At 71.5% G+C, this 20,332-nt stretch carries 19 protein-coding genes; 10 read left to right on the top strand and 9 right to left on the bottom strand.

The window, feature by feature from the left end:
* Window positions 1–61: 61 nt before the first annotated feature.
* The 6 genes from ACQPWZ_RS07340 to ACQPWZ_RS07315 all read left to right on the top strand — a co-directional run bounded on the left by ACQPWZ_RS07340 (window position 62) and on the right by ACQPWZ_RS07315 (window position 8,401).
* Entirely contained in the window at window positions 62–1,504 is a 1,443-nt protein-coding gene (locus ACQPWZ_RS07340) for a CitMHS family transporter (protein WP_340472272.1), read from the top strand.
* Entirely contained in the window at window positions 1,501–2,781 is a 1,281-nt protein-coding gene (locus ACQPWZ_RS07335; RefSeq protein WP_433573777.1) for an MFS transporter, read from the top strand. Before ACQPWZ_RS07340 ends, ACQPWZ_RS07335 begins: the two co-directional genes overlap by 4 nt.
* Before the next feature lie 52 nt (window positions 2,782–2,833).
* The gene (locus tag ACQPWZ_RS07330) at window positions 2,834–4,174 is read left to right on the top strand and encodes an ABC transporter ATP-binding protein (protein ID WP_340472271.1); all 1,341 of its coding nucleotides are present in this window, start codon (window positions 2,834–2,836) and stop codon (window positions 4,172–4,174) included.
* A gap of 200 nt (window positions 4,175–4,374) precedes the next feature.
* Window positions 4,375–5,769, top strand: a complete 1,395-nt coding sequence (locus tag ACQPWZ_RS07325; protein ID WP_356704914.1) for an aldehyde dehydrogenase family protein — start codon at window positions 4,375–4,377, stop codon at window positions 5,767–5,769.
* 16 nt (window positions 5,770–5,785) lie between these two features.
* Complete coding sequence (locus ACQPWZ_RS07320; RefSeq protein ID WP_313947254.1) at window positions 5,786–6,874, top strand: Zn-dependent alcohol dehydrogenase; 1,089 nt, start codon at window positions 5,786–5,788, stop codon at window positions 6,872–6,874.
* 192 nt (window positions 6,875–7,066) lie between these two features.
* A complete protein-coding gene (locus tag ACQPWZ_RS07315) occupies window positions 7,067–8,401 on the top strand; it encodes an MFS transporter (protein ID WP_433570926.1) in 1,335 nt (444 codons plus the stop codon).
* Here ACQPWZ_RS07315 and ACQPWZ_RS07310 read toward each other — a convergent pair.
* The 3 genes from ACQPWZ_RS07310 to ACQPWZ_RS07300 form a co-directional block, all read right to left on the bottom strand.
* Complete coding sequence (locus tag ACQPWZ_RS07310) at window positions 8,364–9,365, bottom strand: DMT family transporter (RefSeq protein WP_356704915.1); 1,002 nt, start codon at window positions 9,363–9,365, stop codon at window positions 8,364–8,366. The two genes, ACQPWZ_RS07315 and ACQPWZ_RS07310, sit on opposite strands and share 38 nt — an antisense overlap.
* A gap of 32 nt (window positions 9,366–9,397) precedes the next feature.
* Window positions 9,398–10,096 carry an ArsR/SmtB family transcription factor gene (locus ACQPWZ_RS07305; protein WP_433570925.1) on the bottom strand — a complete coding sequence of 233 codons (699 nt, stop codon included), beginning with the start codon at window positions 10,094–10,096 and terminating at the stop codon, window positions 9,398–9,400.
* A gap of 243 nt (window positions 10,097–10,339) precedes the next feature.
* On the bottom strand, window positions 10,340–10,984 hold the full coding sequence (locus tag ACQPWZ_RS07300) for a TetR/AcrR family transcriptional regulator (RefSeq protein ID WP_340472265.1): 645 nt from the start codon (window positions 10,982–10,984) through the stop codon (window positions 10,340–10,342).
* Between the two features lie 64 nt (window positions 10,985–11,048).
* Here ACQPWZ_RS07300 and ACQPWZ_RS07295 point away from each other — a divergent pair, with 64 nt between their 5' ends.
* From ACQPWZ_RS07295 to ACQPWZ_RS07285, 3 genes are all read left to right on the top strand, one after another.
* Window positions 11,049–12,200, top strand: coding sequence for an acyl-CoA dehydrogenase family protein (locus ACQPWZ_RS07295; RefSeq protein ID WP_433570924.1), 1,152 nt, complete (start codon window positions 11,049–11,051; stop codon window positions 12,198–12,200).
* An 86-nt stretch (window positions 12,201–12,286) separates the two neighbouring features.
* Window positions 12,287–12,574 (top strand): YiaA/YiaB family inner membrane protein, encoded by a 288-nt coding sequence (locus tag ACQPWZ_RS07290; RefSeq protein WP_340472263.1) that lies wholly within the window; start codon window positions 12,287–12,289, stop codon window positions 12,572–12,574.
* A gap of 82 nt (window positions 12,575–12,656) precedes the next feature.
* On the top strand, window positions 12,657–13,280 hold the full coding sequence (locus ACQPWZ_RS07285; RefSeq protein ID WP_340472262.1) for a TetR/AcrR family transcriptional regulator: 624 nt from the start codon (window positions 12,657–12,659) through the stop codon (window positions 13,278–13,280).
* 58 nt (window positions 13,281–13,338) lie between these two features.
* On the opposite strand, the gene ACQPWZ_RS07280 is transcribed toward ACQPWZ_RS07285, so the two are convergent.
* Complete coding sequence (locus tag ACQPWZ_RS07280) at window positions 13,339–13,800, bottom strand: MaoC family dehydratase (protein ID WP_313947262.1); 462 nt, start codon at window positions 13,798–13,800, stop codon at window positions 13,339–13,341.
* Window positions 13,801–13,906: 106 nt separating this feature from the next.
* Here ACQPWZ_RS07280 and soxR point away from each other — a divergent pair, with 106 nt between their 5' ends.
* On the top strand, window positions 13,907–14,383 hold the full coding sequence (gene soxR, locus ACQPWZ_RS07275; protein ID WP_340472261.1) for a redox-sensitive transcriptional activator SoxR: 477 nt from the start codon (window positions 13,907–13,909) through the stop codon (window positions 14,381–14,383).
* 168 nt (window positions 14,384–14,551) lie between these two features.
* On the opposite strand, the gene ACQPWZ_RS07270 is transcribed toward soxR, so the two are convergent.
* The 5 genes from ACQPWZ_RS07270 to ACQPWZ_RS07250 form a co-directional block, all read right to left on the bottom strand.
* A complete protein-coding gene (locus tag ACQPWZ_RS07270) occupies window positions 14,552–15,619 on the bottom strand; it encodes an RNA ligase (ATP) (protein ID WP_433570923.1) in 1,068 nt (355 codons plus the stop codon).
* A 91-nt stretch (window positions 15,620–15,710) separates the two neighbouring features.
* Entirely contained in the window at window positions 15,711–16,442 is a 732-nt protein-coding gene (locus tag ACQPWZ_RS07265; RefSeq protein WP_433573776.1) for a 3-keto-5-aminohexanoate cleavage protein, read from the bottom strand.
* A gap of 75 nt (window positions 16,443–16,517) precedes the next feature.
* Entirely contained in the window at window positions 16,518–17,129 is a 612-nt protein-coding gene (locus ACQPWZ_RS07260) for a hypothetical protein (protein ID WP_340472259.1), read from the bottom strand.
* Window positions 17,130–17,396: 267 nt separating this feature from the next.
* On the bottom strand, window positions 17,397–18,740 hold the full coding sequence (locus tag ACQPWZ_RS07255; protein ID WP_433573775.1) for a serine-threonine protein kinase: 1,344 nt from the start codon (window positions 18,738–18,740) through the stop codon (window positions 17,397–17,399).
* Window positions 18,741–18,880: 140 nt separating this feature from the next.
* Entirely contained in the window at window positions 18,881–20,224 is a 1,344-nt protein-coding gene (locus ACQPWZ_RS07250) for an erythromycin esterase family protein (RefSeq protein WP_433570922.1), read from the bottom strand.
* Window positions 20,225–20,332 lie beyond the last annotated feature (108 nt).

Here is a 20,332-nt window from a genome sequence, read left to right as displayed (position 1 = left end):
CCTAACGTCGTCCGGACCGCCGCACCGGTGGGAGTTCAAGGATGAACGTTAGGTGTCCCCCATGCTGACAATCCTCGGCTTCGCCATGATCGCGACCTTCCTGGTCCTGATCATGATGAAGAAGATGTCGCCGATCGCGGCTCTGGTCCTCATCCCCGCGCTCTTCTGCGTGATCGTCGGGAAGGGCGCGCACCTCGGGGACTACGTCCTCGAGGGCGTCGGCCAGCTCGCGCCCACCGCGGCGATGCTGATGTTCGCGATCGTCTACTTCGGCGTGATGATCGACGTCGGGCTCTTCGACCCGATCGTCCGTGCCATCCTGCGGTTCTGCAAGGCGGACCCCATGCGGATCGTGGTCGGCACGGCCGTGCTGGCGGCGATCGTGTCGCTGGACGGTGACGGCTCCACCACCTTCATGATCACGGTCTCGGCGATGTATCCGCTCTACAAGCGCCTCAAGATGAGCCTGGTCGTGCTGACGGGTGTCGCCGCCACCGCGAACGGCGTGATGAACACCCTTCCCTGGGGCGGCCCCACCGCCCGTGCGGCGACCGCCCTGAAGCTCGACGCCGCCGACATCTTCGTCCCGATGATCCCGGCGCTCGCCGTCGGACTGCTCTTCGTCTTCGTCCTCGCCTACGTCCTCGGCCGCCGTGAGCGCACGCGACTCGGCTACCTCTCCCTGGACGAGGTGCTGGTGACGGAGAACGAGACGGTACTGGTCGGCGCGGGTGGCACGGACGCGACCCGCACTCCGGGCGGCGCGGGCGCCGGTACGGCCGCGGGCCTCGGCGCCGGCGACGGGGACAGTGCCGCGGACAAGGCCGCCCACGATGTGGCGGACGACACCGACGACGAGAGCTTCCAGGGCCTCGACCCCCACCGGGAGACCCTGCGCCCCCGGCTCTACTGGTTCAACGCCGGTCTCACCGTGGCCCTTCTCGCTGCGATGATCATGGAGCTGCTGCCCATCCCGGTGCTGTTCCTCATCGGCGCGGCCCTCGCGCTGACCGTCAACTTCCCCAAGATGACGGAGCAGAAGGCCCGGATCGCCGCCCACGCCGACAACGTCCTCAACGTCTCCGGCATGGTCTTCGCCGCCGCCGTGTTCACCGGCGTCCTCACCGGCACCGGCATGGTCGAGCACATGGCGGACTGGCTCGTCGGCGCCATCCCCGAGGGCATGGGCCCGCACATGGGCATCGTCACCGGAGTGCTGAGCCTGCCGCTCACCTACTTCATGTCGAACGACGGCTTCTACTTCGGCGTCCTGCCGGTCCTCGCCGAAGCGGGCTCCGCCCACGGCGTCTCCTCGCTGGAGATCGCCCGCGCCTCCCTCGTCGGCCAGCCGCTGCACATGTCGAGCCCGCTCGTCCCCGCCGTCTACGTCCTGGTCGGCATGGCCAAGGTCGAGTTCGGCGACCACACCAAGTTCACGGTCAAGTGGGCAGCGCTCACCTGTCTGGTGGTGCTCGGCGCCGGAATCCTCTTCGGGATCATCTGACCGTGACCGGATCCCGGAGTTGGCTGCTGCGTCTCGTCATCGCCTTCGGCTTCGCGCAGGCGGCGGTGTCGATGGCGCGGCCCGCCGTCTCCTACCGGGCGCTGTCGCTCGGTGCGGACGAGCGCGCGGTCGGTGTGATCGCCGGCGTGTACGCGCTCCTCCCCCTGTTCGCCGCCGTACCGCTGGGGCGCAGGACGGACCACGGGCGGTGTGCACCCCTGCTGCCCGTCGGTGTCGTCCTGATCTCCGGCGGGTGTGCCTTCAGCGGTACGGCGGGCTCGCTCGCGGCGATGGCCGCGTGGAGCGGAGTGATGGGCCTCGGCCATCTCTGCTTCGTCATCGGCGCGCAGTCGATCGTCGCCCGCCAGTCCGCACCGGACGAACAGGACCGCAACTTCGGCCACTTCACCATCGGCGCCTCGTTCGGGCAGCTGGTGGGGCCCGTCGCCGCCGGGTTCCTCGTCTCGGGCGAGGACGGCGCCATGGGCCGTACGAGCGCGCTCGCCCTGGTCGTCTCGGCGGCCGTCGGCGCGGTGTCCCTCACCTCGCTGTGGCGCATCGAGCACCGTACGAGCGGAGCACCGGCCCGCGAACGCCCACAGAAGGTGCCCGTCCGCCGGATACTCGGCGCCCGGGGCGTGCCCGCCGGGATCTTCATCAGCCTCGCCGTGCTCTCCGCCACCGACATCCTCACCGCCTATCTCCCGGTGATCGGCGAGCAGCGCGGCATCGCACCCGCGACCGTCGGCCTGTTGCTGAGCCTGCGAGCGGCCACCACCATCGCCTGCCGTCTGGTGATGACCCCGATGATCCGGCTGCTCGGCCGCACGGCCCTGATGGCCGTGACCTGCCTGCTCGGTGCGCTGCTCTGCGGCGGTATCGCGCTGCCGGTCCCCGTCTGGGCGCTCGCGGTGATGCTCGCCGCCCTCGGCTTCTGCCTGGGCGTGGGGCAGCCGCTGTCCATGACGACGGTCGTACAGGCTGCCCCGGCCGGTGCGCGGTCAACCGCCCTCGCTCTGCGGCTGACCGGAAACCGCCTCGGCCAGGTCGCGGCTCCCGCCTCCGCCGGTGTGATCGCCGGGGTCGCGGGACCCGCCGCGCCGTTCGCGATGCTGGGCCTTCTGCTGCTGGTCGCGGCGGGGTTGGGGATGCGGACCCCGACTCCTCCCGGCGGTACGGGCGTTCGGCCCACCGGGGGAGGGACCCCCGCCTTCCCCGGCACCGTACAAAAACCTCAGCCCCAACATTCGCCCGAATCATTCCCTGACCGGGAGTAGTCGGCTAGTTTCGGCGTCCGCACCGCTCCTCCTCATCCCTGGGCGGAACCCCATGACGCGCGCCATTTCCCTGCACAGTGTCAGCAAGCGGTACGGACGGGGCGCCCGCGCCGTCGACCGTTTCAGCCTGGACATCGAGCCCGGCGAGTTCGTGGTCCTGCTCGGTCCGTCGGGCTGCGGCAAGTCGACCGTGCTCCGCATGATCGCGGGTCTGGAGGAGATCACCGAGGGCGAACTGCTGCTGGACGGCGAGCTCTCCAACCATGTGCCGCCCCGCGACCGGGCGATGGCAATGGTCTTCCAGAACTTCGCCCTCTATCCGAGCATGACCAACCGCGAGAACATCGGCTTCCCGCTGCGGCTGGAGAACCCCCGTCTGGACCGTGCGCCACGGGTCGAGGCCACCGCCCGGATGCTCGGCATCGAGGACGTCCTGGACCGCTATCCCAGTCAGCTCTCCGGCGGTGAACGGCAGCGGGTCGCCATGGGCCGGGCCATCTCGCGCAGGCCCTCCGTCTTCCTGATGGACGAGCCGCTGTCCAACCTCGACGCGAAACTGCGCAACCATCTGCGGGCCGAAATAGCCCAGCTCACCCGGGAGTTGGGGGTCACCACGGTCTATGTCACACACGACCAGGCCGAGGCGATGTCGCTGGGCGACCGGGTCGCCGTGATGCGCGGCGGTGTGCTCCAGCAGGTGAGCACCCCGCGCGAGACCTACGCCATGCCCGCCAATGTCTTCGTCGCGGCGTTCATCGGCACGCCCCGTATCAACCTCCTCCAGGCCGTCGTCTACGCGCCGCTCGACGGGCGGATGTCGATCAACCTCGGCAAGCAGCGGCTCCCGCTGCCCGAACCGCTCAGCGTGGACCACCAGTTGCTCCGGATCCAGCAGGGCCGCGACATCATCGTCGGACTGCGCTCCGAGTCCACCCGTATCGCGCCGCCCAGCCAGGCCCGCCCCGGCGAGGTCGCCCTGACCGGCATCGTCGAGCACATGGAGTACCAGGGGCACGAGGCGCTGGTGCACTTCAACACGGGGTCGCGGCCCGCCGTGGTCGCCGAGCTGGAGTCGCCCCGGCCGCGGCCCCCGGTGCGCCGGCGCAGGAGCAGGAGCGGCGGTCCGGGCGTGCTCACCCGGATCAGGGAGCGTGCGGTCGCGCAGGTCGCCGGTCCCGTAGTCGCGCTCGACGACCCGGAGCCCGTGCCGTTCGCGACGGAGCGCCCGGCCACCGCGCCGAGCGACCTCGTCGTACGGACGGGACCCGACGTACGGCTGCGGACCGGCGCCCAGGTGCCGCTCCTGGTGGACCTTGCGCATCTGTACGTCTTCGACCACCAGGGTCAGCGGATCTGCCCCGCGCCCCCGGACCTGCTCGGCCTGGACGCCTGACGCGGTACGCGGCGCCTGATCCGGCGCACTGCGCCTGATCCGGAGCATGGGCCCGACCCGGCACACCGCGCCTGACCCGGCACACCGGGCCTGCGTCAGCGGGTCGGCCCTGGCCCGATCGGCACGGTCGCCCCTGGCGTCAGAAAACTAACACCGCTAGTTTGGGTCGCACGACTGCCGGCAGGTTCTGGAGGAGTGCGATGAAGGCCCACGACGGGATGTACATCGGCGGCCGGTGGCGGCCCGCCGCCGGACAGGACACCATCCCGGTGGTGAATCCGGCGGACGAGCAGGTCATCGCCCATGTCCCGGCCGGTGGACCCGAGGACGTCGACGCCGCCGTACGGGCCGCCCGTGAGGCGTTCCCCGGCTGGGCCGCGACACCGCCCGCCGAGCGCGCGGCCGCGATCGGCGCCCTGCGCGACGCCCTGGTGGCCCGCCAGGAGGAGATCGCCGAGACCGTGACCGCCGAGCTCGGATCGCCGCTGGCACTCTCGCAGGCCGTCCACGCGAGCCTGCCGGTGATGGTTGCCGGCTCGTACGCCGAACTGGCCGCCTCGTACGCCTTCGAAGAGAAGATCGGCACCTCCACCGTCCTGCTGGAGCCCGTCGGTGTGGTCGGTGCGATCACGCCCTGGAACTATCCGCTGCACCAGGTCGTCGCCAAGGTGGCGCCGGCCCTCGCCGCGGGCTGCACCGTCGTCCTCAAGCCCGCCGAGGACACCCCGCTGACCGCCCAGCTCTTCGCCGACGCCGTGCACGAGGCCGGGCTGCCCGCCGGCGTCTTCAACCTGGTGACCGGCCTCGGCCCGGTGGCCGGACAGGCGCTCGCCGCGCACGAGGGCGTCGACCTCGTCTCCTTCACCGGCTCCACCGCGGTCGGCCGGCAGATCGGCGCGACCGCGGGGGCCGCCGTCAAGCGGGTCGCCCTGGAACTCGGCGGCAAGTCCGCCAATGTGATCCTGCCGGGAGCCGACCTCGCGAAGGCCGTCAACGTCGGCATCGCCAACGTCATGTCCAACTCCGGCCAGACCTGCAGCGCCTGGACCCGGATGCTGGTCCACCGGGACCAGTACGACGAGGCCGTCGCCCTCGCGGCCACCGCGGTCGCCAAGTACGTCCCCGGGGAGCGCGTCGGACCGCTCGTCAGCGCCAAGCAGCAGCAGCGCGTGCGCGGTTACATCGAGAAGGGCGTCGCCGAGGGGGCCCGGCTGGTCGCCGGCGGCCCCGACGCCCCGAAGGAGACCGGCTACTACGTCAGCCCCACCGTCTTCGCCGACGTCGCCCCCGAGATGACCATCGCGCAGGAGGAGATCTTCGGCCCGGTCGTCGCGCTGCTCAGGTACGAGGACGAGGACGACGCCCTGCGGATCGCCAACGGCACGGTCTACGGACTCGGGGGAGCGGTGTGGGCCGCGGACGACGCCACGGCCGTCGCCTTCGCCCGCCGGATGGACACCGGACAGGTCGACATCAACGGCGGACGCTTCAATCCCCTCGCGCCCTTCGGCGGGTACAAGCAGTCGGGCGTCGGGCGCGAGCTCGGTCCGCACGGTCTGTCGGAGTACCTCCAGACCAAGTCCCTCCAGTTCTGAGACGGAGATTCCCACCGTGGTCCGCGCCGCAGTACTGCCCGCCGTCGGCTCTCCTCTGGAGATCACCGACATCGAACTTCCCGAGCCCGGCCCCGGCCGGGTCAGGGTCCGTCTCACCGCCGCCGGGGTCTGCCACTCCGATCTGTCCCTGTCCGACGGCACGATGCGCGTGCCGGTACCCGCCGTCCTCGGCCACGAAGGGGCCGGGACGGTCGTCTCGGTCGGCGAGGGCGTCACCCATGTCGCTCCGGGGGACGGAGTCGTCCTCAACTGGGCGCCCTCCTGCGGCACCTGTCACCACTGCGGCATCGGCGAGGTGTGGCTGTGTGCCAACGCGCTCGCCGGAGCGGCGGACATCCACGCCCGCACGGCAGACGGCCGGGAGCTGCACCCCGGTCTCAACGTCGCCGCCTTCGCCGAGGAGACGGTGGTGGCCGCCGGCTGCGTCATCCCCGCCCCGGAGGGCATCCCCCTCACCGAGGCGGCCCTGCTGGGCTGCGCGGTCCTCACGGGCTGGGGCGCCGTGCACCACTCCGCCCGGGTGCGCGAGGGTGAGTCCGTGGCCGTCTTCGGCGCGGGCGGAGTGGGGCTCGCCACGCTCCAGTCGGCGCGGATCGCCGGGGCCTCCACCATCGTCGCCGTCGACGTCTCGCCCGAGAAGGAGCAACTGGCCCGGGACGCCGGTGCGACGGAGTTCGTCCTCGCGTCCGACACCACCGCGAAGGAGATCCGCAGACTCACGGGCGGTCAGGGCGCGGACGTCGCGATCGAGTGCGTCGGCCGGGCCACGACCATCCGTACGGCCTGGGAGTCCACCCGGCGCGGCGGCCGCACCACGGTCGTCGGCATCGGCGGCAAGGACCAGCAGGTGACCTTCAACGCCCTGGAGATCTTCCACTGGGGCCGGACCCTGTCGGGCTGTGTCTACGGCAACAGCGACCCCGCGCGGGATCTGCCGGTTCTGGCCGGGCACGCGCGGGCCGGCCGTCTCGACCTGGCCGGTCTGGTGACGGACCGGATCGGTCTCGAGGACATCGCGTCGGCCTTCGACAACATGCGGACGGGGCGCGGGGGCAGGGCGCTGATTCTGTTCGGTCAGGAGTGAGGATGCTCGTCCTGTCTCCGTAACCGGGCCGGGAAAAGCCCAGCTCGGCGGGTGTGTGCCCGCCGGGCGGTCCGGGCTGTCCAGGCTCCCCGCATGGCCGAAAAACAACTGCTGCGTACCCCGTTGACGCCATACCCACCGGTCGGTACGTTCCCCGCACTCCCCGTCCCCCGCACCACGGAGTGTGCACACATGGACACCGCACCCCCTTCCCCCCGGGCCGGAACCGCACCGGTGGACACCCCGGCGGCCCCCAACCGCCGCCGCGTCGCGACCGCGGCCGCCCTCGCCTCGGCCGTCGAGTGGTACGACTACTTCGTCTTCGGCATCGCCGCCGCCCTGGTGCTCGGCGATCTGTACTTCCCCTCCGGCAGCTCATCGGCGGGCGTGCTCGCCGCGTTCGCCACCTTCGCGGTCGGCTTCCTCGCCCGGCCGGTCGGCGGCATCATCGCGGGCCAGCTCGGCGACAAGCGCGGCCGCAAGCCGATGCTCGTCCTGGCCCTGACGCTGATGGGCACCGCCACCGCGGGCATCGGTCTGCTGCCGACGTACGAGACGATCGGCATCGCCGCCCCCGTACTCCTCGTGCTGCTGCGGGTCGTCCAGGGCATCGCCGTCGGCGCCCAGTGGGGCGGCGCGATGCTGATGGCCACCGAATACGCCCCCGAGGGCAAGCGCGGGCTCTACGGCAGCCTCGTCCAACTCGGTGTCCCCATCGGCGTGGTGAGCGCCAACACCGTGTTCCTCGTCGCAGGCGCCGTCACCAGCGACTCCACCTTCGCCGCCTGGGGATGGCGCGTCCCCTTCTTCGTCGGCTTCCTCGTCCTCGGCCTCGCCTGGTACATCCATACGCAGGTCGAGGAGACGCCCGAGTTCCGCGAGGCGGAGAAGGCACTCGCCGAGAAGGAGAAGGGCGAGGCCCGTTCACCGCTGCGCACCATCCTGCGCGAGCACCTCGGCACGGTGTTCCTGGCCGGTGGCTCGTTCGCGGTGAACACCGCGACCTTCTACATCATCATCACCGGTGTCCTCGACTACGCGACCCGCGAACTCGACATGAAGCGCAGCGCCGTGCTGGCGGTCTCCCTCTGCGTGAGCCTCACCCAACTGGTGCTGATCCCCGCGGCTGCGGCCCTGTCCGACCGCATCGGCCGGCTGCGGATCTACGCCGCCGGAGCGGTCGGCCTGCTGGTCTGGGCGGTCCCGATGTTCCTGCTGATCGACACCGAGTCGCTGCTCTGGCTCGCCGTCGGCACCTTCGTCACCAGCTGCTTCCTCAGCATCATGTACGGGCCGCAGGCGGCCCTGTTCGCCGAGCTGTTCACCGCCGAGATGCGCTACACCGGCGCCTCGCTCGGCTACCAGATCGCGGCGGTGTTCGGCGGCGGGCTCGCGCCGTTCATGATGGTGCTGCTGCTGGAGGCGACGGGAACGTCCATGGCGGTGTCCGCCTACATCATCGGACTCGCCGTCATCGCCCTCGTCTCCATCAGGATCCTGGCTTCGAGGGCGGCCGCTCGCGAGTAGGGGCTGTCGTTCGGATCGCGTCCGGGCGGCCGCCCACCACTTCCCCGGAGGGGGCGGCCGTCACCGCGCGGGCCCGGGAGCGCGAGACCGCGACGCCCGCGAGGCACAGCGCACCGCCCGCCATCGTCAGCCACCCCGGGATCTCGTCCAGCGCCAGCCACGACATCAGCACCACCAGGGCCGGTACGGCGTAGGTCGTCGCGCCCATGCGTCCCGCGGTCGTGCGGGCCAGGGCGTACGCCCAGGTCGTGAACGCCAGGGCGGTCGGGAAGACGCCCAGGTACACCATGTTCAGCGTCGCCGAGGCCGGCGCGCGGGCCGCCTGGTCGACCAGCTGCCCGATGAACGGCAGACACGCCACCGCCCCGACCAGACAGCCGAAGGTCGTCACCTGAAGGGCGCTCGCATGCGCCAGCGCCGGCTTCTGGGCGACGACCCCGCCCGCGTACCCGACCGCGGCCAGCAGACACAGCAGGACGCCCAGCGTGGAGGCGCTGCCCTCGCCGGACATCGACAGTCCCACCGTCACCGCTCCCGCGAAGGAGACGGCCATCCCCGCGAGCAGCCGCGGCGGCAGCGCCTCGCCCAGCAGCCTGGCGCCGAGGAGCGCGATGAGCACCGGCCCGATGTTCACCACCATCGCGGCCGTGCCCGCGTCGACCTCCTGCTCGCCCCAGTTGAGCACCACCATGTAGACGCCGAACCAGAGCAGCCCGGAGACGGCGATCCCCGGCCAGGCGGCCCGCGGCGGCAGTCCCTCCCGCCGTACGAGCAGCACGCAGCCGAGCGCGAGCGAACCGGCGAGGAGCCGCCCGAGCGCCAGCGCACCGGGGGAGTACGCCTCACCGGCGCTGCGGATCGACACGAACGCGGAGGCCCACAACACGACGGTGACACCCGCAGCGACGAGGGCGGGCCAGTGCGCGCGGCGAGAGGAGGGCGGGGAGGTGTCCACGGGGCTCATGCTCCGACCGTACGACTCCGACGGTTCGGCGTTCACCGCAATATCTCCGGCTCGATGCCGAGCAGCTCGGCGAACGCACGCTCGCCGTCCGCGGTCACTTTCACCGCGCGCTCCGACCCGATCCGTACGCACCAGCCGGAGTCCAGCGCGTGCCGGCACAGCGCGGCCCCGGCGACGCCCGCGAGATGCGGCTTGCGCTCGGTCCAGTCGAGGCACGACCGTACGAGCGGACGTCTGCCGCGCGGTTGCAGTCCGAGGCCCAACGCGCCGAACCAGCCGACCCCTTGAGGGGTGAGCGCGAAGCCGGTGTCCTGACGCAGCAGGCCGCGCGCGGTCATGGCCTCGGTGACCGCGATGCCCAGCCGCCCGGCGAGATGGTCGTAGCAGGTACGCCCGCGGGCCATCGCGCTCGCGGCGCCGGCGGCACGCAGGGTCCGCGGCGGCGGCCCGTTGCCGGGAGCGGTGTACCCGGCGAGCTCCTCGACCAGGTGCGCCACCCGGTCGTCGGAGAGCCGCACGTACCGGTGCCGACCCTGACGCTCCTCGGTGAGCAGCCCGCCCGCGACGAGCTTGCCGAGATGCTCGCTGGTGGTCGACGGCGCGACGCGGGCATGGCGGGCGAGTTCTCCCGCGGTCCAGGCGCGCCCGTCGAGCAGGGCGAGGAGGAAGGAGGCACGGGTCTCGTCGGCGAGCAGCGCGGCGAGGGCGGCGAGATCGCGGGAGGAGGTCATGTCCCCAGGATGCGCCGACCACGGTTCGGTGACGGCCGAAGGGTGCCGGCGGGCCGGCTACGTGACGGCCGAAAGGCGCCGGGGGCGCGGGTCCTGCTTCCCTCGTGGACCGGCTCGCGCTCCTCCGCGGGTCGTGCGTCCCCGGTGGACCGGCCCGTGAATCCTCCGCGGGTCGTGCGTCCCCGGTGGACCGGCTCGCGCATCCTCCGCGGACCGGCCCGCGCCGCCCGTTCCCGCGTCCTGTCAGGCGCGCACCATGGCCGCGTACTGCACCGCCAGGCCGTCGACGAGCGCCCGCAGCCCCGTCTCGAACGCGCCCTCGTCCACCTTCTGCTGCCGGTCGGCCAGCAGGTGGGCCTGGCCCAGATGCGGATAGTCGGCCGGGTCGTACGCCGTCTCGTCGTCCACGAAGCCGCGCGCGAACGACCCGAGGGCGGAGCCGGTGATGAAGTACCGCATCAGCGCCCCGATGTAGGTCGCCTGGGCCGGTGGCCAGCCCGAGCGGACCATCGCGCCGAACACCGCGTCCGCCACCCGCAGACCGGCCGGACGCCGTCCCGGTCCCCGGGCGAGCACCGGGACGATGTTCGGGTGCTCGGTGAGGGCCGCGCGGTAGGAGACGGCCCAGTCGTGCAGCGCCGTGCTCCAGTCGCGGCCGTCGCCCTCGTCGAACATCGACAGATCGACCTGGGCGCTGACCGCGTCGGCGACGGCGTCGAGGATCTCGTCCTTGTTGCGGAAGTGGTTGTAGAGCGACGGACCGCTGACACCGAGTTCGGCGGCGAGGCGCCGGGTGGAGACCGCCTCCAGGCCCTCGGCGTCCACGAGCACGCTCGCCGTCTCGACGATGCGTTCTCTGCTGAGGAGGGGCTTGCGCGGTCGGGCCATGCGGCACATAGTAGGGCCTGCCGACAAGAAACTAGCAGTGATAGTTAAAAGTGGGGTGTGGCGCATGGACCTGGAGCTGAGCGAGGAGCAGGCGGCGGTACGACAGCTGGCCGAGGACTTCGTGGCCCGTGATGTCACCCCCTACGCGGCCGAGTGGGACCGGGCCGAGAGCGTCGACCGGTCGATCGTGAAGAAGCTCGGCTCGCTGGGCTTCCTCGGTCTCACCGTCGATGAGGAGTACGGCGGCTCGGGCGGCGACCACTTCGCGTACTGCCTGGTCACCGAGGAGCTCGGGCGCGGGGACTCCTCGGTGCGCGGCATCGTCTCCGTCTCTCTGGGGCTGGTGGCCAAGACCATCGCGGCCTGGGGCGACGAGGAGCAGAAGCGCCGCTGGCTGCCCGGGCTCACCAGCGGCGACGCGCTCGGCTGCTTCGGGCTCACCGAACCCGGCACCGGTTCCGACGCCGGGAATCTCACCACGCGCGCCGTGCGCGACGGCGACGACTGGGTCGTCAGCGGTTCCAAGATGTTCATCACCAACGGCACCTGGGCCGATGTGGTGCTTCTCTTCGCCCGGACCAACGATGCTCCCGGACACCGCGGTGTCTCCGCCTTCCTGGTGCCGACGGACAGCCCGGGCCTGACCCGGCACACCGTCCACGGCAAGCTGGGGCTGCGCGGTCAGGCCACCGCCGAGCTCGTCCTCGACGCCGTACGGGTACCGGGGGACGCGCTGCTCGGCCCGGAGGGCAAGGGCTTCTCGATCGCCATGTCCGCCCTCGCCAAGGGCCGGATGTCGGTCGCGGCCGGATGTGTCGGTATCGGCCAGGCCGCACTGGACGCGGCCGTCGCCTACGCGGGCGAGCGGGAGCAGTTCGGCAAGTCGATCGCCTCGTACCAGCTGGTCCAGGAGCTGATCAGCGACATTGCCGTCGACGTGACGGCGGCCCGGATGCTGACCTGGCGCGTCGCCGACCTCGTCGACCGCGGCCGGGACTTCGCCACCGCCGCGTCCCAGGCCAAGCTCTTCGCCTCCGAGGCGGCCGTCCGCGCGGCCAACAACGCCTTGCAGGTGTACGGCGGTTACGGCTACATCGACGAGTACCCCGTCGGGAAGCTGGTCCGCGACGCCCGCGTGATGACGCTCTACGAGGGCACCAGTCAGATCCAGAAGCTGATCATCGGCCGTGCGCTGACCGGAGTCTCCGCGTTCTGACCCGCCCCGGGACGGCGGCGGGTTGAGTACACCGCTGAGTAGCAGCGCCCATGTGGCCCCGGCCGTCGGCCACGAAGCTGTGGCCCATGAGTGAGACACAGGTCAAGCAGCAGAACACCGCCGCGTACTACGGGCAGGCCGTCGCCTCCTTCGCCATCGCGCTCGGCGCCGTGGCGATCGGCATCTACACCATGGACGCCGACCGCTGGGTGCGCGCGTTCCTGGCCATCGCCGTCCTCTATCTCACGACGTCCGCCTTCACCCTGGCCAAGGTCGTCAGGGACCGTCAGGAGGCCGGGCAGATCGTCAGCCGTGTGGACCAGGCCCGGCTGGAGAAGCTGCTCGCCGAGCACGACCCGTTCCAGAAGCTGTGAGGGCCCTGGAGGCGGCGAAGGTCTAAGCGCTTGCTCACCCTCGGGGTATGGTGTTCCCGCTGCTGAGCGGAAGGGGCGAGCGATGAGTACGGCGGAGGACATGACCGGCGAGGACATGCCGTGGGGCGAGGTCGCGCCCGAAGCGGCGAGGAAGCTGCTGGTCGCCGCCGTCGAGGCCTTCGCCGAGCGTGGCTATCACGCGACGACGACGCGCGACATCGCCGGCCGCGCGGGCATGAGCCCCGCCGCGCTCTACATCCATTACAAGACCAAGGAAGAGCTGCTTCACCGGATCAGCCGAATCGGCCACGACCGGGCGCTGGAGGTGCTGTCCGCGGCGTCCGCGCGCGGCACCACCCCCGGTGAGCGGCTCGCCGCCGCCGTGAGCTCCTTCGTGCGCTGGCACGCCGGCCGCCACAACACCGCCCGGGTGGTGCAGTACGAGCTCGACGCCCTCTCCGAGGAGCACCGCACCGAGATCGTGGAGCTGCGCCGCCGCAGCGACGCGGTCGTACGCGAGATCCTGCACGACGGGGTGGCGGCGGGGGAGTTCGACGTCCCGGACGTGCCGGGCACCACGCTGGCGGTCCTGTCCCTGTGCATCGATGTCGCGCGGTGGTTCAACACCGGCGGGACCAGGACGCCCGAGGAGGTCGGCGATCTCTACGCCGACCTCGTCCTGCGCATGGTCTCCGCGCGCACGTAGCTCCGGATGCCCCGCGGCGCCAAGGCGCCACGGGGCGTCGAACCCCGCGGAACGTGACTCAGAAGAAGTAGCGGGACACCGACTCGGCGACGCACACCGGCTTGTCGCCGCCCTCGCGCTCGACCGTGACCAGGGCGGTCACCTGTACACCGCCGCCCGCCTCCTCGACGCTCTGCAGGACGGCCGTCGCGCGCAGACGCGAGCCCACCGGTACGGGAGCGGGGAAGCGGACCTTGTTGGTCCCGTAGTTGATGCCCATCTTCATGCCCTCGACGCGCAGCACCTGCGGCACGAGGGCCGGCAGCAGCGACAGGGTGAGATAGCCGTGCGCGATCGTCGTGCCGAAGGGGCCGCCCGCCGCGCGCTCGGGGTCCACATGGATCCACTGGTGGTCACCGGTCGCGTCGGCGAAGAGATCGATCCGCTTCTGGTCGACCTCCAGCCAGTCGCTGTGCCCCAGCTGCTCGCCGACGCCGGCGCGCAGCTCGTCGGGGGAGGTGAAGATCCTCGGCTCGGCCATGTCCCTGGTCCCTGCCTCTCACGCACGGAAACGATTGTCTAAGCGCTTGCTCAGCATGGTCGGGCGGGCGCGCTCCTGTCAACGATCGACGAGTAGCCTTCGGGGAGTGCCACAGATTCCCGAGAAGATTCATGAGCTCACGGTCGGCCAGTTGTCCGCGCGCAGCGGCGCTGCCGTGTCCGCCCTGCACTTCTACGAGTCCAAGGGCCTCATCAGCAGCCGCAGGACCACCGGCAATCAGCGCCGCTACAGCAGGGACGCGCTGCGCAGGGTCGCGTTCGTGCGGGCGGCGCAGCGCGTCGGCATCCCGCTCGCCACGATCAGGGACGCGCTCGCCGAACTGCCAGAGGAGCGCACGCCCGACCGCGAGGACTGGGCGCGGCTCTCCCGGGCCTGGCGGAGCGAACTGGACGAACGCATCCAGCAGTTGGGGCGGCTGCGCGACCACCTCACCGACTGCATCGGCTGCGGGTGTCTCTCGCTGGAGAACTGCGTCCTGTCCAACCCGGACGACGTCTTCGGCGAGCGCCTGACGGGTTCCCGGCTGCTCCCCGAGCGCAGCCGCGCGAAGGACAACGGCTGACCCGGCCGCGTTGCCGACCTGCTGGTGCTTCTGACACGCCCGCGTTCCAGACCTGCCCGTGCTCCTGACCTGGCGCCTTTTTGGGCCGGACACGGATGAGGGCGGGCCCGCACCCCCGTGTCGGGCCCGCCCTCACTCCGCCACCCCCCCAAGAGCGGCCGGTGCCTGTTACTCGTACTCCGTGCCGCCCTTGCGGGTCAGATACGCCGGGCTCACCGCCTTGGCGATCGCCCGGCCGCCCACCACGGGGCTGTAGCGCTCGGTCACCGGACGGATGACGACGCCCTCCCGCAGGTGCAGTTCGCGGCCGGAGACCGTTTCCCGGCCGCTCGCCAGCCCCAGGACCGTCTCGACGTCGTACGGACCCTCGTACAGCCGTGGCACCAGGGGCAGTTCACCGTCGAGCAGTGCGGCCGGGTCCAGCCAACGGACCTGGCCGTCGATCTGAGCCGACAGATCGAAGACCGCGTAACCGAGCGCCTCCGAACGGCCGTCGGCGCCGTAGGCGAGGTCCTGCACCCCCGCGCCGTACACCTCGCCGAAGATGCCGACGCGGGTCGCACCCAGCTTCTCGGCGATACGCGCGGCGACCGCGGGAACGTCGTGGCCGAGCACCGCGCGCCAGTACAGATTGCGCGGATCCTCCTTCAGCGCGAGGCCCTTGGACCCGAAGCCCTTGGAGGAGACCTGGACCCTGCCGTCCGCGGCCGCGTAGGTGACCAGGCAGGCCGTGCCGTGCAGCTTCTCGGTCAGGACGACCGGCTCGCCGGGCTCGAAGATCTCCGGGTACCGCTGGATGTTCTCGATGTCGACCCAGGGCAGCAGATCGGGAGCCCGTTCGACCTCGCCGTTCATGGTCGGCGGGATCGGCGGCGACCACTTGGTGATCGAGAGCCGCTCGGCGAAATCGGTCTCCTCCGCCACCGCTCGGCGCAGATCGACGTCGGCGAGCGCCCGCGGCACACACACGATGCCCTGCGACAGCTCACCGCGCAGACGCACCGCCTTGACACGGTCGGACGCCTTTCCGGCCAGCCTGCCGGTCAGCCCCAGCTCCTCGATCAAGGGCGCCGGGAGCACGGCCTGTTCCGGGATGTAGACGGCGATGTCACCACTGCGGTACGCACCCTTGGCGACGACGGCGCGGTACAGGCCCACCTGGGCCAGTTCGAGGGCGTCGGCGTTGGGATGCTCATGGATCGTCAGCAGTTCGGCGGTGACGCGCAGCGTCGACATGTCAGGCTCCTCGGTCGTGTCTCATCGCCTCCACTCTCCGGGGAGCAATTGCGGTGGGGCCAGTGATTTTGTGTCTGCTACGGTCGCCGGTTCACCCCGGGCTGCGGGCAGCATCCGGGCCGAAGGCCCGGGCGCAGGACACCAGTTGGGCATTGGACGCGGCCGCGCTGCCGTCGGGGAGCACCAGGACGTCCTCCAGGCCCACACGGGTGTCCAGGCCCAGCCCGCCCGCCAGCCGCAGCACCGGCCAGGCGCCGCCGTCCTCGCCGTGCAGCAGCACCGGCAGACCATGGGTGCCGTCCAGTTCGTCCAGAAGGGCGCCGGCCGTCGCGCGTGCCGTCGACGCGTCCGTGTCCGTCACCTCCGCGAGCACGCGCAGCACCCGCGGGGCCAGAGCGGACGAACGGAAGCGCGACGCTCCGGGCGTGCCGGACCAGATGCCCGCCTCCACGCCCACGCCGCGCTCCAGAAGCGCGGCCGCGACCTCCTCGGCGCCTTCCTCGTGCCAGTTCACCGAGGCGTGGTCGGGCAGCACCGTCCAGTCACGGATCCGCTGCACCCGGCGCGCCGGGTCCGGTTCCGCCCAGGCGCCCGTCGTCACGCCGACCGGCACGCCGACCACGGACCGGATCGCGGTGAGCACCTCGGCCACCACCCGGGGCGACATGGTGTCGTCGCCGCACGGCGTCTTCGGATGCACATGCACATCGGCCGCGCCCGCGGCGACGGCAAGGGCCGCGGACTCGGCCAGGGCGGCCGGGGTCAGCGGCACGGCGGCGCCGTCGGCTGCCGACCGGCTCCCGTTCAGACAGACCTGGATCATGCGGTCCATGGTGCCGGGCACCACTGACAACGACCCGCGGGGGCGGTACGACGCCGAAGCCCGCCCCCACGCCCCTCAGGCCACGGATGCCAGTTCCTGCCGTCCCGCCCGCTTGGCCGCCGCGACGGCATCGGACGTCAGAACGGGCTGCGGCACCACGATGCCGCAGCCCGCACACACCGGCCCGAACCACGGCTCGTTCGCCAGATCCTGCCGCCAGACGATATGGGTCTCCTCGCAGACCGGGCAGGCGGCACGGGGGCCGTCCTCCAGCGCCGAGATCAGCCGGCGGAGCACCTCGTCCAGGGGGGCCGAGGGATGGGCTCCCGGGCTGTCGCAGCGCGCCACCCCGTTCCCGCCCCAGGTCCGCCGGTGCCAGTCGTCGATGGCGGCCGGCCGCCGCAGTCCGTCGTGCTTCTCACGCTTCCTGCGGTCCGCGAAACCTTCCTCGTACGCGAGCCAGACCGCCCGCGCCTGTTCCAGTTCGTCGAGCGCGGCCACCAGCCGCGCCGGATCGGGCGCCCGGTCCTCGGGCTCGATACTGTGCCGTGCGCACAGGTGATCCCAGGTCGCCCGGTGCCCATAAGGGGCAAAACGCTCAAGGCACTTCCGCAGTGAGTAGCGCCGTAGCGCCAGATCACACCGCGTGTCGCGCACCTGTCTCGCAAGACTCCGGAAACCGGCCATCGCACTGCCACCTCCGTCGCTGGTACATCGGCGTTGAGGAATGGACGTACGAGTGCCCGATCCGGCTCCATCGAAAATCGAATGGCGGCCATCAGTGGGGCTTTCCCGACGGTTCCGGCCAGGGCCCCCGAGCGGCCCCGGCCTCCGCCCGACCCCTTCGTTGCCGCAGTCGACGCCGGGATCGAGGCGATCGGCGCGGGTCGGGGCGGTCGGAATCCCGGCTTGTTTTCTCCCCCTTCTGTGTTCGAGAACACGGCATCCGTCGTCTCAGCGTTCGAGACGGCCCGCCGCCAGGACCACCCCCGCCAGCTCCCGGTGGCAGATGTCGCTGTGCGCGCCCGACGGCGGTCCGCCGCGGCGCACGACGGCCGCCGTGTCCACACTCACGCAGCCGGAAGCGGGTACGCCCCGCGCCAGCGCCTCGTCCAGAGTGAGCCGGGCCGAGGACCGCACGCCCTGTATGCCGTCGTGCCCGAGCGCCCACCAGCGCTTGTCGAGACCGGCCACGGTCGCGTCGTCCCCGGCGAGGCGCGACGCCAGCGGATAGATCACCCCCAGAGCGCTGTCGTGCCGGGAGTAGCAGGCCACCACCGGACCGTCGACGCGCTCCTCCATGGTGCGCAGCGCACCCGAGTTCTGCGGCGCGTGCGGCAGGCTCGGGGCGAACGCGTAGTGGGAGAAGGCTCCTTGGAGGAGGGTCACCGACTTCACGTTGTCGGCGCCGTCGGGCAGGCCGCGCAGCGCGAACGCGACGAGCCGGGCGCCCTGGCTGTGACCGACGAGATGGACGCGCACCTCGGGGGAGGTGCGGGCGAGCTGTCCGAGCAGGGGCCCGAGCCCCAGCTCTCCCACGGTCCCCGCGCGCCGTTTCATGGCGTAGTACGTCGTCTGGCGCAGCAGCTCCTTCGCGCCCTTCCATACCTTCGTCAGCCCGCCCCCGAGGGCGAAGGTGGCGGCCGCGGCCTCCTTGTCCGCCACCAGCTCCGTCTCCTCCAGCGCCAGGGTGAACTGCCGGCACAGCGACAGCGCGTCCTCGTACAGCACGGCCGCGGGCCCTCGTTCGTCCTTCGGCAGGTCCTCCGTGAAGCCGGCCTCCAGTCCGCCGGCGGGCACCTCGGCCAACTGCCGTGCCAGCCTGCCGAACTCGGCGAAGGCGGCTTCCGACTCGGGCTGCTCGTCGAGGAGTTGCGCGAGGCGTGCCACGGTCGCCTCGTGCCCGGGGAAGAGACCGGTCAGGGCCTGCTGTGTCGCCGCGTCGAGCGCCACCGCACCCGGGCCGACCCGTCCCGGGACGGCCTCCACCGGTCCGGAGACGGTCTCCATCGGTCCCGCGACGGCCGACGGGCCGAAGTCGGGCACCGGCTCATCGGTGAACCTCATCGAGGGCCAGACGACCCCCGCGTACCCCAGCCGCGCCGAAGGGGCCGCGAGCTCCGGAAAGGGCGCGAAGAAGGCCGAACAGAGCCTGCGCGCCACGGACGGTGTGTTGTTCCAGCCGTGCGCCAACATCACCAGATCGGTGACGTTCATGGCCCTCAGCCGGTCGCGCTGTGCGGCGTCGACATCGCCGTCCTGGTCGAAGGTGATGTCCTGATACGGCCCCACGCTCATGTCCGGCATGACTGCCCCTCCCCGTTAAATCCGCTTCTGCCAGAAGCATCCTGCGCACGGGGAGGGACGGCCATACCCGGGACGCGGCCGACCGCACCTGAAAGCGGTCGATCGCCTGGAGTCTTCCGCTGCCGTGCCCGTCAGAGCAGGCCGGCCGCGGTCACCCGGTGGAGATGGATCAGCACATCGTACGAGCTGACGAGCCGCACCTGCTCCGGTTCCGCCGGCCAGGCGTTGCCGATGTTCCGGGTCGGGCGGGCGACGCCCAGCCAGGTCCGTGCCGCGGTCGGTGCGCTGCGCAGGTCGAGGTAGTAGTCCTTGACCGACACCCGTTCCAGGACGGCCTCGTTGCTGCCCGGAGCCGGCGGTCCCACCGAGAACGTCCGCATCGGCTCGGCGGGATCCGTGACGTCCAGCGCGTTGAACGACCCCTGCCCGAAGGTGAATCCGGCGCTGACGTAGTCCGTCCCCACCATGTCCCGCAGGAACGCGCCCTGAAGCTTCGGATACTGCGCCGGGTTGCTCGTCTCGTAGCCGACATGGCCGTTGTGCGCGGAGAGCACGATCCGGTGCCCGGTCCGGCGCTGCCACCACACGGTGTTCTCTGCCATGGTCCGGTCGCGGTAGAGCATGGCGTCCGCGATCTCCTTCTCGTCGAAGAAGTCGAACGTGTACTGGGTCCCGGTCTGCGCGATCGCCCGTGCGTGCTGAAGCATCCAGGCGTGCTGCTCCCGGTCCGGCCCCGGCTTCTGCCGCTCCAGGAGGGTCAGCGCCCGCCCCACGTCCGCGGCCATCGCCCTTCGCTCGGCGATGGGCCGGTGCAGATACGCCGTCATCGTCTCGTCCACCGAGGCCGTCGGCCGCGACGCCCGGTAGAGGCGGCTGATCTCCGGCAGCAGCGCCGGGTACCGCTTTGCGACCCAGCCCGTGACGGTGTCGAAGAGTTCCGGCCCCGCGTAGGCGGTGTCGTTGCCCATGAACTGCACGGGCCGCTGCGGATGCCGCACGTTGTACTGGCGCATCCACCGGATCAGGTCCAGGTACTCGCGGGTGTTCCACAGGGCGTAGGAGTTCTGGAACTCCTCCCGCATGATCCGCCGCGGATCGCCTTTGCCGTGCAGCACATACGCGTTGAGCCGCAGCCCGGTGCTCCAGGGGGCCTCCAGCGCGAAGGCCGTGAAGCCCTTGCGCTCCACGAGGTCCCGGAAGACGCGGTGCTTGGCCGTGAAGAACTCGGCGGAGTTGTGGGTGGCCTCGCCGACGCCCACGATCGTCGCGGTGCCGATCATGCGCTCCAGCGGCCGCAGATCGGACAGCGGGTGGGCCGCCCGGGCCAGCGCGGGCACGGGGTCCTGGGCGGCGGGCGAGGAGGCGGCGGGAGAGGTGGAGGGCTGTGCGCGTACGGGCCCGGCGACGACGAGCGAGCCGAGGGCGAGCACGAGCACCAGCACCTGCTGTAACCGGTGTCGGGTGGTTGCGTCCATGGATCAAGCCTGTCGGCGCATCGCGGGCCCGGACCACCCTGCGGGCACCCCTGTCGATGGTGGGGCCGGCCCCCGTACTGCCGGACCGGCCCTCCACTGCACGGAGAT

Source organism: Streptomyces sp. CA-251247 (assembly GCF_050952975.1).
GTDB lineage: Bacteria > Actinomycetota > Actinomycetes > Streptomycetales > Streptomycetaceae > Streptomyces > Streptomyces achmelvichensis.
Note: the sequence above shows the minus strand (reverse complement) of the source record. Positions and strands in the feature narration are given on the sequence as shown.